Raw genomic sequence first — 13,707 nt, forward strand, 5'->3', positions numbered from 1 at the left:
GTGGATCACGGCTGGGCCACGTCTCGGAAGATGGACCCCGGTTCAGGCGTACCGGGCCGCCCCCAGCGACCAGTCGTAGGTGGCCCGGATCCAGTTGCGCCGCGCGGTGAGGGCCGGCCGCAGGCCGTCGTCGCCCGTGGCGAGCAGCGCCGCCTCCGTCGCCAGGTACGCCGTCAGGCCCTCGTTGAACCGGTCGGCCGCCGCCCGCAGGGCCGCCGACTCGTCGCCGTCCGCCCGCCCCGCGGCGATCACCGCGACCAGGTTGTGCGCGTCCGGCTGGCCGAGGTGCTCCTTGCCGTACGAGAAGACGTCGTTGCACCAGCAGACCAGGTCGGCGGCGAGCAGGTCGAGGGCGACCAGCGACGGCTCGGTGCGCTGGGTCGCGCCCGGCAGCGCCCCGGCGGCCAGCTCGGTGAGGGTGAAGCTGGGGTGGACCCCTCCGGTGTGCCGGCGCATCTGGACGTACTCGGCCAGCCCCGGCGCCCGCCCGTGCTCCCGGTTCGCCGCCTCCCAGAGCAGCGCCAGCAGGTACTCCCGCACGTCGCCGACGAAGCGCAGCAGCGCCACGGGCCCGCCGGCGGCGTGGGCCCGTCGGCACAGGTCGCCCAGCGCCTCGCCGAGCGGCCCGGCCGCGGTCGCCGGCCCGTCGGTCCGTCCCCCGTGGCCGTCCAGGACGTCCAGGAGGGCGGCCACGGTCGGCGCCAGCCGGGTGGGGGAGTCGCCGAGGCCGTCCTCGTCGCAGGCGTCGTCCATCACGAACAGCCAGGAGATCAGGTCGGTGAGCAGTCGCAGCCCGTCCACCGGGCCCTCCGGGCAGGCCCGCCCGGCCAGCCCGGCGGCGTCGGCCCGGCGCAGCCGGTGCAGCCGGTGCCCGTTAGCGATCAGCCCGTGGCCGAGCGCCCACTCGGTGCTCTCCCACGCCACCCGTGCGGTGGCGTCGTGCTGGCGCGCGGGAAAGGGGGGTTCCCGTAGCGCCGAGACCGCGAAGGTCCGCATGGTGCCCCCTGTCGCGCCGCCCCACGGCGGGACGGCGCGGGACAGCGTACGGGAGCGGGGATCGGTCGCGGTCGTTGGGTAACCGCTTTTTCGAATTGTGCTGTGGCCGTTTACGCACAGCGCGTCACATGCCCAGGTTGGCGCCCCGGAGCCGCTCGGCCGGCGCCGCCGGCCCGTCGATCTGCACCCGGGACACCCGCTGCCGGCCGCTGAGGAACAGGGCCAGTTCGCCCGGTGCGCCCACCACCCGCACGGGTTCGCCGCCGCGGCCGACGGAGAGCTCCCCGTAGCCGGGCGCCTGGACGAAGACGTCCGCCGGGAACCGGCGCAACGCCAGCCGGGCCAGCCCGGCGCACCGCTTCCAGAGCGCCGCGTTCAGCCCCGCCGCCAGGTCGCGCGGGAGCCAGCCCGGGCGGGCGCGCCGCACGTCCTCGTGGTGGATGAAGAACTCCAGCGTGTTGGCCAGCTCGTCGGTGACCGGGTTGCTGACCGGACTCCACACCGGCGGCCGGCGCACCTGCTCGAGAAGGCGTGGCCAGGGGCGCGCGGCGACGCGTAGGCGCACCCGTTCGGAGTAGCCGCGCAGCGGCGGGAGCAGGATGCCGCCGGCGGCGTCGGGCCGGCGTTCGCGCAGCACCAGGTGGGCGGCGAGGTCGCGGGTGCTCCACCCCTCGTTGACCGTCGGCGCCTCCGGTCCCAGCGTCTGCATCAGGTCGGCGAGCGCCTCGCGCTCCGATCGGGCGTACCGCGGCATGCACCGATCGTAGGCCCGTACGGCCCGCTCGGCGCGTCGAGTGCGCCGGCGGCCGTGACGGTGGACATAGCGGACCGGGGCGGCGGAGCTGGCCCGGACCGGTAAGGATGAGGAAGATAAGTGCGGCTTACGGCGGGGGAGAGCGTGGCGAGCAGGACAAGTCGGGACGTGCTGGTGCGGGGGCTGGCCGTCCTCGGGCGGGCGATCCGGGAGGAGCCGCGCATCTTCGCGGTCGCGGTGAGCGGCAGCGTGCTCTTCGGCGCCATGACGGTGGCCAGCGCGTACGTGGTGGGCGCCGTCGTCGGCGACGTGGTGGTGCCGGCGATCGAGCGCGGCGCGGTCGGGGTCGGCGGGCTGGCCCTGGCGGCCGTCGCGCTGTTCGGCATCAGCGTGCTGCGGGTGGCCGGCATCTTCGGCCGCCGCCTCGGCGCGGGCTACATGCAGTACCGCCTCCAGGCCGCCTACCGGCGCCGGGTCACCCGCCGCTACCTGGAGCTTCCGCTGTCCTGGCACCACCGCAACGCCACCGGCACGCTGCTGTCCAACGCCAACTCCGACGTCGAGGCCGCCTGGTATCCGATCGCCCCGCTGCCGTTCGCGGTCGGCACCCTGGTGATGCTGGTCGGCGCGGTGGGGTCGCTCTTCGTCACCGACTGGGCGCTGGCCCTGGTCGGCGTCGCGGTCTTCCCGGCGCTCTTCGCGCTCAACGTCGCCTACTCCCGCCGGATGGCTCCCCGCCAGGCCCGGGCCCAGCGGCTGCGCGCCGAGGTCAGCGGCATCGCGCACGAGAGCTTCGACGGTGCCCTGGTCGTCAAGACGATGGGCCGGGAGGCGCAGGAGACCGACCGGTTCGCCGCCCGCGCGGGTGAGCTGCGCGACTCGCTGGTGGCGGTCGGGCGGCTGCGCGGCGTCTTCGATCCGATGCTGGAGACCCTGCCCAGCCTCGGCACCCTCGCCGTGCTGGTGGTCGGCGCGATCCGGCTGCGGCAGGGCGCGATCAGCGTCGCCGAGCTGATCAGCGTCGCCTTCCTCTTCACGGTGCTGGCGTTTCCCGTACGGGCCATCGGCTGGGTGCTGGCCGAGCTGCCGCGCAGCGTCGCCGGCTGGGACCGGGTCCGCCGGGTGCTCGACGCGACCGGCGAGATGGCGTACGGCGACACGACGCTCGACGTGACGGACCCCCGCCCCGCCACCCTCGCGTTCGACGGCGTGCGGTTCGGCTACGAGCCGGCCGAGGCGCACCTGCCCGGCACGGAGGTGCTCGGCGACGTCTCCTTCACCGTGCCCGCCGGGAAGACCGTGGCCCTGGTCGGGCCGACCGGCTCCGGCAAGTCGACGATCGCCGCGCTGGCCGTGCGGCTGGTCGACCCGCTGGCCGGCACGGTGTGCGTGGACGGGGTGGACGTCCGCCGGCTCACCGCCGCCTCGTTGGCGGGCACCGCCGCGCTGGTCGCCCAGGTGCCGTTCGTCTTCGACGACACGGTGCGCGCCAACATCACGCTGGACCGGCCGGGCATCGGCGACGACGACGTCTGGGCCGCGCTGCGGCTGGCAGAGGCGGACGGCTTCGTCGCGGCCCTGCCCGACGGTCTCGACACGAGGGTCGGCGAGCGGGGCACCTCGCTCTCCGGCGGCCAGCGGCAGCGGCTCACCCTGGCCCGCGCGCTCGCCGGCCGGCCACGCCTGCTGGTGCTCGACGACGCGACCAGCGCCGTCGACCCGCGGGTGGAGGCGGCCATCCTGGCCGGGCTGCGCTCCTCGGCGGGGCAGGCCGGGCCGGCCGCGTCGATCCTGGTGGTCGCCTACCGGCGGGCCACCATCGCGTTGGCCGACGAGGTGGTCTACCTGGAACAGGGCCGGGTGCTCGCCCGCGGCCCGCACGCCGAGCTGCTGGCCACGGTGCCGGGCTACGCCGACCTGGTCACCGCCTACGAGCAGGCCGAGGTCGACCACACCAAGGACGAGACGTACGACGAGGTCGCCCCGCTGCCGTCGGGCCTGGAGATCGAGGTGGACCGGTGAGCGCGAGGAGTGCAGCGCAGCGGAGCCCCGCAGTCGTGAACGGAAGGCGGGCCCGGTGAGCGCGAGGAGTGCAGCGCAGCGGAGCCCCGCAGTCGCGAACGAAAGAGGGATCCGGTGACCACCACCACGGACACGGCGCGGAAGACTGGGGCCGCCGAGGCGCCCGAGACGCCCGAGGCGCCCGAGACGACGTGGCAGACGCTGCGCCGGGGTCTGGCGCTCTCCCCGGAGCTGCGGGTCGGCCTGGCCGGCACGCTCGGCCTGGCCCTGGTCTACATGGTCGGCCGGGCGGCCGTTCCGGTGGCCGTGCAGCAGGGCATCGACAACGGCATCGTGGGCGGCCTGGACCTGGGCGTGATCTGGAAGGTGGTGGCCGCCACCGCCGCGGTGCTGGTGGTGACCACGCTCTGCGGTTACCTGATGATGCGCCGGCTCTTCACGGTCAGCGAGACCGCGCTGGCCAACGTGCGGATCCGGGCGTTCCGGCACGTGCACGACCTGTCGATGCTGCACCAGCAGTCGGAGCGGCGCGGTTCGCTGGTCTCCCGGGTGACCAGCGACGTCGACCAGATCACCCAGTTCCTCCAGTGGGGCGGCGTGATCCTGGTGATCAACCTCGGCCAGCTGGCGGTCACCACGCTTGTCATGTTCGCGTACTCCTGGCAGCTGACCCTGATGGTGTTCGCCGCCTTCCTGCCCGCCGTGTTCGTGATCCGGCGGCTCCAGCGCCGCCTCGCCGGGGCGTACGGGGTGGTCCGGCAGCGCACGGGGACGCTGCTCGGCGCGATCGGGGAGAGCGTGGTCGGCGCGCCGGTGATCCGGGCCTACGGGATCGCCGGCCGGACGGCCCGCCGGCTCGACGAGGCGATCGACGGGCAGCGCCGGGCCCAGCAGCGGGCGATCAGGATCAGCATCATGGGCAGCTCGGTCGGGGAGCTGGCGGCCGGCCTGGCGCTGGCCGGCGTGGTGGTGCTCGGGGTGACCCTCGGCGCCGACCGCACCCTGAGCATCGGCGAGGTGACCGCCTTCCTCTTCCTGGTCACGCTCTTCATCCAGCCGGTGCAGATCGCCACCGAGGTGCTCAACGAGGCGCAGAACGCCATCGCGGGCTGGCGCCGGGTGCTGGACGTGCTGGACGTCGAGCCGGACGTCGCCGACCCGGGCGAGCAGGGGCGTGAGCTGCCGTCCGGCCCGCTGGACATCCGCTTCGCGGGGGTGCGCTTCGCGTACCCGGGGGGTCCGCCCGTGCTGCACGACGTCAGCCTGGAGATTCCGGCGAAGAGCCGGGTGGCGGTGGTCGGGGAGACCGGCAGCGGCAAGACCACCTTCGCCAAGCTGCTCACCCGCCTGATGGACCCGACCGCCGGCCAGGTGCTGCTCTCCGGCGTGCCGCTGGACCGGGTCCGGTTCGCCTCGCTGCGCTCGCGGGTGGTGATGGTCCCGCAGGACGGCTTCCTCTTCGACGCCACGGTGGCGGAGAACGTCCGCTTCGCCCGCCCGGAGCTGACCGACGAGCAGCTCGGGGCGGCCTTCACCGAGCTGGGGCTGGCGGACTGGCTGGACGGGCTCCCGTCGGGGCTGCACACGCCGGTGGGGGAGCGCGGCGAGGCGCTGAGCGTGGGGGAGCGGCAGCTGGTCGCGCTGGCCCGCGCGTACGTGGCCGATCCGGACCTGCTGGTGCTGGACGAGGCGACGAGCGCGGTCGACCCGGCCACGGAGGTGCGGCTGCAACGCACCCTGGACGCGGTCACCCGGGGGCGCACCACCCTCGCGATCGCGCACCGGCTCTCCACGGCGCAGGCCGCCGACGAGGTGATCGTGGTGGACAAGGGCCGGATCGTGCAGCGCGGTCCGCACGACGAGCTGGTCCGCGACCCGGAGTCGGTCTACGGCCTGCTCTACGCCTCCTGGCTGGAGCAGACCCGCTGACCCGGCCCGCCGTGCGTACGCGCCGACCCGTTTCCGCCGGCCCGGTCCGGCGCGCGGCCCGGCTGCGCGCCGGGCCGCGCGTGGGTCAGCGGGAGTAGAACTCCACCACCAGTTGCTCGTCGCAGATCACCGGCACCTCGTGCCGGGCGGGCTCGCGCAGCAACGTGGTTCGCAGCTCGCCCAGCTCCACCGACAGGTACGGCTGGCCGGGTCCCTCGGTGGCGTTGGCGCCCGCGGCGGCGAGCTGGAACGGCACGGACGCGCGGCTGCGTTCGCGGACGGCCACCACCTGGCCCGGACGCAGCCGGTACGACGGCCGGTCGACCTTGCGTCCGTCGACGGTGAAGTGGCCGTGCGCGACGAGCTGCCGGGCCTGGTAGATGCTGCGGGCCAGGCCGGCCCGGTGCACCACCGCGTCGAGCCGTCGCTCCAGCAGCGCGACCAGGCTCTCGCCCGTCTTGCCGGCGCTGCGGGCGGCCTCGTCGAAGACACGCCGGAGCTGGGTCTCGCTGACGTTGTACTGGTGGCGCAGGCGCTGCTTCTCCAGCAGCCGCACCTGGTAGTCCGAGGTCTTGCGGCGCTGCCGGCCGTGCACTCCGGGCGGGAACGGGCGCCGCTCGAAGTACCGCACGCACTTGCGAGTGAGGGGGATGCCGAGGGCGCGGGAGAGGCGGGCCTTGGGCCTGGGTTGGTTCACGCTGGACGTCTCCGATCCGGTGCTCTAGTCTGCGAGTTAGGTAAGGCTAACCTACGAAGGAGTCGTCCATGCGGCCCAGCCCGGCGGAGATCGTCCGCACCCTCGTCGCGGGCCGGCTGCCCGGCATCGCCCACGTCGCGCACCGGCCCGGCCCGCACCAGGTCCGGCACGTGACCGACCCGGACGGCCGGGTGCTGCTGCTGGTGCCGGTCGTCAGCGACCTCGCCGCCGCGCTGTGCCCCGCCGACGGCGACTGCGAGGTCGCGCTGGTGCTGGACGTGCTGGACCTGCCGCCCGCCGCCGGCGCGCCGAGCCTCGGGCGGGCCTGGGTCTCCGGCTGGGCGGCCCGGCTGGACGGGGAGGAGGAGCGCCGCGCCGCGCTGGACTTCGCGGCCGTGGAGCCGGCCGGCGACCTGCTCGACGTCGGCACCCGGTTCCGGCTGCACCGCTTCGAGGTGGTCGAGGCCCGCTGGGAACGCGGCGACACCGTCAGCCGCGTCGACCCCGAGGCGTACGCCGAGGCGGAGCCCGACCCGCTGCACGCCGTCGAGGCCGAACTCCTGGCCGACCTCGCCGACCACCACGCCGCCGAGGTGGCCGGGTATCTTCGCCGCCAGCTCGGCCTCGCCGACGGCGCCCCCGACACCGCCCCCCGGGTGGTCCGGATCGACCGGTACGGCCTGCTGGTCGCCCACGGCCGACCCGGCGCCCGCCGGCGCGTGCGGCTGGCGTTCCCGCGTCCGCTGGACTGCCAGGCGGAGCTGACCCGGCTCCTGCATCCGCTGGTCTGCCGCCACGCCTCGTCGTCCCGGCACGCCGACCACGCCTGACCGGTGCCGCCGCCCCGGCCGTTCCGTCAGCCGGCGAAGACCTCGGCGAGGTCGCCCGTCAGGTAGCGCTGCACGGTGGGGCCGACCGCCGCGACGAGCGTCTCCGGGGCGGCCGAGGCGACCGGTTCCAGCCGGACCACGTGCCGCATCATGGCCAGCCCGATCAGCTGGCTGGCCACCAGCGACCCGCGCAGCGGCAGCTCGGCCGGGTCGACGTCGAGCTGGTCGAGGACCCTGCGCAGCACCTGGGTGACCAGGAACTCCCGCAGCAGCCGGGCGGTCCACTCGTTGCTCACCGCCGAGCGCAGCAGGGCCACGCCGGCGGTGCCGGCCGGGGAGTCCCAGGCACCGAGGAAGGTGCGCACCAGCCGCTCCCCGAGCCCCGCGCGGTCGCCCGCGAGCACGCTCGGCAGCAGCTCGGCCGGGTCGACCGGCGCGTGCATCGCGGCCAGGAAGAGCCGGTCCTTGCTGCCGAAGTAGTGGTGCACCAGCGCCGGGTCCACCCGCGCGGCGGCGGCGACGGCCCGGATCGAGGCCCCGTCGAAGCCCCGCTCGGCGAAGGCGGCGCGGGCCGCGTCGAGGATGGCCTGCCGGGTGTCCGGGTTGCCGGGTCGTCGTCCGGTCCGCCGCACCATCGTCGCCCTCCGCTCAGCCGCTGCGCCGCCGGAGGGTGGCCGCGGCGAGCACCAGCGCCAGCGCCGCCGCGCCGGCGACCACCGCCACGTCCCGCCACATCGTGCCGGTCGGCTCGGCGTGGGCGCCGACCTCCTGGAGCGCCTCGACGGCGTACGACAGGGGCAGCGCGTCGCTGACCGCCTGCAACCAGCCCGCCATCTCGCCCCGGGGCACGAAGAGCCCGCAGAGCAGCAGCTGGGGCACCACCACGACCGGCATGAACTGCACGGCCTGGAACTCGGTGCGGGCGAAGGCGCTGCAGAACAGCCCGAGCGCGACGGCGAGCACCGCGTTCAGCGCGGCGACCAGGACCACCAGCCCGCTGTGGCCGGCGGTGTCCAGCCCGAAGACCCCGTACGCGACCACGGACGCGACGACCGCCTGGACCACCGCGGCCAGCCCGAACGCGATGCCGTAGCCGAAGAGCAGGTCGAGCTTGCCCAGCGGGGTGGTGAGCAGCCGCTCCAGCGTGCCCGTGGTGCGCTCGCGCAGCATCGCGATGCTGGTCACCAGGAACATGACCACGAAGGGGAAGAAGCCGAGCATCACCAGGGCGACCCGGTCGAACGTCGACGGCTGGTCGACGTACATGGAGTGGACCAGGGCGAACAGCGCCGAGGGGACCACCAGCAGCAGCGCCACGGTGCGCCGGTCGTGCCGCAGCTGGCGCAGGATGCGGCCGGTGGTGGCGGCCAGGATCCGGGGGTTCACGACGTCTCCCGTCCGGCGGCGCCCGCCCTGGTCAACCGCAGGAACGCCTCGTCCAGATCGTCGGTGCCGGCGGCGGCGCGGACCGCGTCGGGGGTGTCGTCGGCGATCAGCCGCCCCTCGCGGATCAGCAGCAGCCGGTCGCAGCGGGCCGCCTCGTCCATGACGTGGCTGGAGACCAGCAGGGTGGTGCCGGCGGCGGCCATGGCGTGGAACCGGGCCCACAGGTCGGCCCGCAGCACCGGGTCCTGACCGACGGTGGGTTCGTCGAGGACGAGCAGCTCCGGTTCCCCCACCAGGGCGCAGGCCAGCGACGCCCGGCTGCGCTGCCCGCCGGAGAGGGTGCCGACCAGCTGGCCGGCGGCCGACCCGAGCCCGACCTCGGCGACCGCCCGGTCGGCTTCGGCCCGCCCCCGGCCGTGCAGGGCGGCGAAGTAGCGCGCGTTCTCCCGCACCGTCAGGTCGGCGTAGACGCTGGGCGCCTGGGTGAGGTAGCCGACGCGGCGGCGCAGCTCCGGCGACCCGGCGGGGCGCCCCAGCACGGTCACCGAGCCGGCGCCGAGCACCTGCACGCCGACCACCGCCCGCAGCAGCGTGGTCTTGCCGCTGCCGCTCGGGCCGAGCAGCCCGGTGACCGAACCGCGCGGCACGCGCGCGCTGACGCCGTGCAGCACCCGCCGCCCGCCCCGCTCGACGACCAGCTCGCGTACGGCGATCGCCTCGTCCACCGGCGCCTCCGGGGAAACTCATCATCCGTTGAACTCCACGCTAACGGAGATGTCCGCCGGGCGGGGGTCGCCGGGGGACCGGTACCCCGAGGCGGCCGTGCGATCGGTCGGGCATTAGCCTTCGGACCGGACAGCAGGTCCGCCAACGGGCATCAGGCGCGGCATAGGGCATTGCGCCCTGATCGGACGTACGGCACGATGGCGCCGTGGGTCACGCTGCGTCACCGGACGAGGGGTTCCTCGGCGAATGGGCGGCCCGGTTGCGGGCCGGCGTCGAGCAGCCCGTGGTCGGCATCATGCTGCGCGGCAGCCACGCCCGGCGGGCCGCCACCGCGCACAGCGACGTCGACGTCGACGTGCTGCTCGCCGGCGCCCCGTACGCCGCCCGCCGGGCGTTCCTGGCCGAGCACGGGGGCCGGCTGACCCACGTCTCGGTGGCCGCCCGCGACGTCCGCTCCTGGCTGAGCCGCCTCGGCGAGCCCGCCGACTGGGCGTTCGGGCTGCCGGTGACGGCGCCGGTGCGGCTGCTGTGGGCGGACCCGCACTGGCGGCCCCGGATCGACCTGCCGGTGCTCTGCCATCCCGCCGGCGAGCCGCAGTTGGAGGAGCTGATCGCGACGCTCGGTAAGGTGGCCGGCGCGCGGGACGCCGACGACCACCTCGGCGTCCGGCTGGCCGCCGCCGACCTGGCCCGGCTCTGCCCGTCCGTGCTGCGGCTGGCCAACCCCACGGTCCGGGTGACCTCCCGGCGGGCGGCCTTCGCCGCCGCCCTCGACCTGCCGGTGGCGCCCCCGAACTACCGGGAGGACCTGCTGCTCTGCCTCGGCCTGCGGCCCGGCTCCGTCGGCCAGCTCTGCGCCGCCGGGGCCCGCCTGGTCGGCGGCGTCCTGCCGCTGATCCGCCCGTACGCCGCCGAGGTCGCGCGGGCCGCCGGCGCGGACCTGGCCGACGCCCTGACCGACGGCCGGCTGGACCGCTACGTCGACCAGCTGACCCGGCCCGCCCACCGGCCGCCGCGGCCCCGGCGGGAGCCGTCACCCGTGCCCGCCCCGCGTCCGGGACAATGGGTCACTGTGCCCGTACCTGACGCGCCCGCGACCGGCGCCCACCCCAGTCCGCAGGAGCCCGCGGCCGACGGCGCGGTCCGTCCGTCCCGGCTCGACCCGGCCATCGCCGCCCGGCTGCGCCGCACCCCCGACGGCCTGGTGGCCGCCGTGGTCCGCCAGCACGACTCCGGCGAGGTGCTGATGGTCGCCTGGATGGACGACGAGGCGCTGCACCGCACCCTGACCACCGGCCGGGCCACCTACTGGTCGCGCAGCCGGCGGGAGTACTGGGTCAAGGGCGCCACCTCCGGGCACCACCAGTACGTCCGCGCCGTGGCGCTGGACTGCGACGGCGACGCGCTGCTGGTCGACGTCGACCAGGTCGGCGCGGCCTGCCACACGGGGCACCGCACCTGCTTCTTCACCGAGCTGCCGGTCGGCGGGGACGGGGCTGGTGCCCGGTGAGCGCGCCCGGTCCCGCCGTCGCGAACGGCGGGCGTTCCCGCACCGACGGCGCGGTCAGCCCGGACCCGGCCACCTTCACCGAGCTGGCCGCCCGCTGGCGGGTCGTGCCGGTCACCCGCCGGCTGCTCGCCGACGCGGAGACCCCCGTCGGCGTCTACCGCAAGCTCGCCGGCGGCCCGGGGACGTTCCTGCTGGAGTCCGCCGAGCAGGGCGTCGGCTCGGCCGGCCTGGCCTGGTCGCGCTACTCGTTCATCGGCGTACGCAGCAGCGCCACGTTGACCGAGCGGGACGGCGCCGCGGTGTGGACGGGGCGCCCACCGGCCGGCCTGCCCACCTCCGGCGACCCGGTCCGGGTGCTGCGCGAGACCGTCGAGGCGCTCGCCGGCCCGGCGTGGGACGCGGCCAGCGGCATGCCCCCGCTGACCGGCGGCATGGTCGGCTACCTGGGTTACGAGCTGATCCGGCGGTTCGAGCGGCTGCCCGAGCTGACCGAGGACGACCTGGGCGTGCCCGAGCTGGGCATGATGCTCGCCACCGACCTGGTGGTGCTGGACCACTACGACGGCTCGGCGATCCTCGTCGCCAACGCGATCCTGCCGCCGCTGTCCGAGCCGGACCGCGACGCTGAGGTCACGGCGGCCTACCACCACGCCGTCGGGCGGCTCGACGCGATGACCACCGCGCTGTCCCGGCCGATCCCGCCGATGGTCTCGACCGTCGGGCGCCCCCCGGCGGGCGAGGTGCGCAGCCGTACGCCCGAGGGCGGCTACCCGAAGGCCGTCGAGGCGGCCAAGGAGGCGATCCGGGCCGGCGAGTGCTTCCAGATCGTGCTGGCCCAGCGGTTCGAGCGGGACACGCACGCCGACCCGCTGGACGTCTACCGCGTGCTGCGCACGACGAACCCCAGCCCGTACATGTACCTGCTGCGCTTCGACGGCTTCGACATCGTCGGGTCCTCGCCGGAGGCGCATCTGAAGGTGACCAGCGACGCCGAGGGGCGGCGGCGGGCGTTGCTGCACCCGATCGCCGGCACCCGGCCGCGCGGCGGCACCCCCGAGGTCGACGCCCGCCTCGCCGCGGAGCTGCTCGCCGACCCGAAGGAGCGGGCCGAGCACGTGATGCTGGTCGACCTGGGCCGCAACGACCTGGGCCGGGTCTGCCGCCCGGGCACGGTCGAGGTGCCGGAGTTCGCCACCATCGAGCGCTACAGCCACGTCATGCACATCGTCTCGACCGTGGTCGGCACGCTGCGCGAGGACCGTACGGCCTTCGACGCGCTGGCCGCGACCTTCCCCGCCGGCACCCTCTCCGGCGCGCCCAAGGTGCGGGCCATGGAGATCATCGAGGAGCTGGAGCCGGTCCGGCGCGGCATCTACGGCGGCACCGTGGGCTACTTCGGCTTCGGCGGCGACCTGGACATGGCGATCGCGATCCGCACCGCGCTGATGCGCGACGGCAGGGCGTACGTGCAGGCCGGGGCGGGGGTGGTGGCCGACTCCGACCCGGCCGCCGAGGACCAGGAGACCCGGAGCAAGGCCGCCGCCGTGCTCGCCGCCATCGCCGCCGCCGAGACCCTCCGGCCCGCCCGGTGACGGCCGCCGAGCCGGGGACCGCTCCGGCGAGCGACGCGGGCCGGGGCGCGCGGCCGGGCGCCCAGCGGCGCGAGCTGACGTACGCCGTGCTGCTCTGCGTGGCCGGCGCGGGCCTGGCGCTGTGGGCGTCGACCCGCACCTGGGCGGTCGAGTTGACCGCCCGGCCCACCCCGCTGCCGCCGGTACGCGACGCCCGCACGGGCGCCGGCCTGCTGCCCTGGCTGCCGGCGCTGGCCCTGGTCGGGCTGGCCGGCGGCGGGGCGGTGCTCGCCACCCGGGGGCGGGCGCGGCGGCTGCTGGGCGGGCTGCTGTGCGTGCTCGGCGCGGCCGTGGCGGCCGGCGGCGGCTACGGCCTGGTCGCCGCGTTCGACGGCGAGGTGGCCCGGCACTGGCCGGCGCTCTGCCTGCTCGGCGGGGTGCTCGCCACGGCGGGCGGGCTGCTGACGGCGCTGCGGGGGCGCCACTGGCCGGCGATGGGCGCCCGCTACGAGCGGCGGTCGGCGGGCGACGCCGCGCCGGCCGCCCCGGGTGGGGGCGGCCGGGGCGAGGGCGACCGGGTCACCGGCCGACAGACCACCGAGGCGTGGGACGCGCTGGACCGGGGCGAGGACCCGACGGTCAGCTGACCGGCTGGCGCTCGCGGGCGGCGGCCCGGGCCGCCGCCAGCTCCGCCACCAGGCGGTCGAGTTCGGCCCGCTGCTCCGCCCGGGCCCGGTCGGCGCAGACCGCCTCCCAGGCGTTGCCCCGCGCGGTGCGCATCCGTGCCTCGCCCACCACGGCGCGCTCCAGGGTGTGGACCACGCCGACGGCGAGCGACGCGACGGTACGGGAGACGGTCGTCAGTCCGATGGGCTGGTGCGGCTCGACAGTGCTCATGATCACCCCGCAGAGGATCGTTGGTGACGGTGGGGCAGGCGCGTCATCGAGTCTGCCCGAGGACGATGCTGGCCGGTTCACGTTTCGCCGTGGTGACCGACACGTCAACACTGCTCGCAGGCCCGCCACCAGGCAAAGGGCCGTTCGGCCTTGAGGTAGGTCACACCATCGACGGGCGTCGGCGGTGGGCACCGAACCGGGCGGCCGACCGCGCCACCAGATAGGATCACGTCGATGACCTTGGGGGGCGGAGGCGGGGATGGTCGGGTGGCGTTCGTCGTGGGGCGTGGTCGCCCTGCGTGACATCCCGTTCACCGGAGGTCGGCCATTATGCCCCAGCCCATCTCGTGAGGCACGCCATACCCCCGGCGCCCGTCGCCAGGTGGCGC

The 13,707-nt window shown here is 75.7% G+C and carries 13 protein-coding genes and 1 pseudogene; 7 read left to right on the top strand and 7 right to left on the bottom strand.

The features are described 5' to 3' along the window. Window positions 1–42: 42 nt before the first annotated feature. Both DER29_RS27715 and DER29_RS27720 read right to left on the bottom strand, forming a co-directional pair. On the bottom strand, window positions 43–996 hold the full coding sequence (locus DER29_RS27715; RefSeq protein WP_121400584.1) for a terpene synthase: 954 nt from the start codon (window positions 994–996) through the stop codon (window positions 43–45). 124 nt (window positions 997–1,120) lie between these two features. Further along, window positions 1,121–1,750 (bottom strand): TIGR03085 family metal-binding protein, encoded by a 630-nt coding sequence (locus tag DER29_RS27720; protein WP_121400585.1) that lies wholly within the window; start codon window positions 1,748–1,750, stop codon window positions 1,121–1,123. A gap of 144 nt (window positions 1,751–1,894) precedes the next feature. On the opposite strand from DER29_RS27720, the gene DER29_RS27725 reads away from it, so the two are divergent. Beyond that, the gene (locus DER29_RS27725) at window positions 1,895–3,772 is read left to right on the top strand and encodes an ABC transporter ATP-binding protein (protein WP_121400586.1); all 1,878 of its coding nucleotides are present in this window, start codon (window positions 1,895–1,897) and stop codon (window positions 3,770–3,772) included. A 201-nt stretch (window positions 3,773–3,973) separates the two neighbouring features. Continuing rightward, window positions 3,974–5,701: an ABC transporter ATP-binding protein gene (locus DER29_RS27730; protein WP_121400924.1), complete on the top strand. Its 1,728-nt coding sequence runs from the start codon at window positions 3,974–3,976 to the stop codon at window positions 5,699–5,701. An 85-nt stretch (window positions 5,702–5,786) separates the two neighbouring features. On the opposite strand, the gene rpsD is transcribed toward DER29_RS27730, so the two are convergent. Beyond that, entirely contained in the window at window positions 5,787–6,398 is a 612-nt protein-coding gene (rpsD, locus tag DER29_RS27735; protein ID WP_121400587.1) for a 30S ribosomal protein S4, read from the bottom strand. Between the two features lie 68 nt (window positions 6,399–6,466). Between rpsD and DER29_RS27740 the strand changes: the two genes are divergently transcribed. Then, the gene (locus DER29_RS27740; RefSeq protein WP_121400588.1) at window positions 6,467–7,228 is read left to right on the top strand and encodes a DUF2470 domain-containing protein; all 762 of its coding nucleotides are present in this window, start codon (window positions 6,467–6,469) and stop codon (window positions 7,226–7,228) included. A gap of 26 nt (window positions 7,229–7,254) precedes the next feature. Here DER29_RS27740 and DER29_RS27745 read toward each other — a convergent pair whose 3' ends face one another. From DER29_RS27745 to DER29_RS27755, 3 genes are read right to left on the bottom strand one after another with little or no spacing between them, the layout of a single operon-like run. After that, a complete protein-coding gene (locus DER29_RS27745) occupies window positions 7,255–7,863 on the bottom strand; it encodes a TetR family transcriptional regulator (RefSeq protein WP_121400589.1) in 609 nt (202 codons plus the stop codon). A gap of 13 nt (window positions 7,864–7,876) precedes the next feature. Beyond that, complete coding sequence (locus DER29_RS27750; RefSeq protein WP_121400590.1) at window positions 7,877–8,614, bottom strand: ABC transporter permease; 738 nt, start codon at window positions 8,612–8,614, stop codon at window positions 7,877–7,879. After that, complete coding sequence (locus DER29_RS27755; RefSeq protein ID WP_121400591.1) at window positions 8,611–9,339, bottom strand: ABC transporter ATP-binding protein; 729 nt, start codon at window positions 9,337–9,339, stop codon at window positions 8,611–8,613. Before DER29_RS27755 ends, DER29_RS27750 begins: the two co-directional genes overlap by 4 nt. Window positions 9,340–9,635: 296 nt before the next feature. Here DER29_RS27755 and DER29_RS35630 point away from each other — a divergent pair. From DER29_RS35630 to DER29_RS27770, 4 genes and pseudogenes are all read left to right on the top strand, one after another. Then, window positions 9,636–10,232 (top strand): annotated as a pseudogene (locus DER29_RS35630) (phosphoribosyl-AMP cyclohydrolase); the annotation flags it as partial. Between the two features lie 180 nt (window positions 10,233–10,412). Continuing rightward, complete coding sequence (gene hisI / locus DER29_RS35635; RefSeq protein ID WP_121400925.1) at window positions 10,413–10,850, top strand: phosphoribosyl-AMP cyclohydrolase; 438 nt, start codon at window positions 10,413–10,415, stop codon at window positions 10,848–10,850. Beyond that, window positions 10,847–12,442: an anthranilate synthase component I gene (locus DER29_RS27765; RefSeq protein ID WP_121400592.1), complete on the top strand. Its 1,596-nt coding sequence runs from the start codon at window positions 10,847–10,849 to the stop codon at window positions 12,440–12,442. Before hisI ends, DER29_RS27765 begins: the two co-directional genes overlap by 4 nt. Beyond that, a complete protein-coding gene (locus DER29_RS27770; protein ID WP_121400593.1) occupies window positions 12,439–13,068 on the top strand; it encodes a Trp biosynthesis-associated membrane protein in 630 nt (209 codons plus the stop codon). Before DER29_RS27765 ends, DER29_RS27770 begins: the two co-directional genes overlap by 4 nt. Here DER29_RS27770 and DER29_RS27775 read toward each other — a convergent pair. Next, window positions 13,061–13,318 (bottom strand): hypothetical protein, encoded by a 258-nt coding sequence (locus DER29_RS27775; RefSeq protein ID WP_101415126.1) that lies wholly within the window; start codon window positions 13,316–13,318, stop codon window positions 13,061–13,063. The genes DER29_RS27770 and DER29_RS27775 overlap by 8 nt on opposite strands. Window positions 13,319–13,707: the final 389 nt, after the last annotated feature.

Source organism: Micromonospora sp. M71_S20, assembly GCF_003664255.1.
Lineage (GTDB): Bacteria > Actinomycetota > Actinomycetes > Mycobacteriales > Micromonosporaceae > Micromonospora.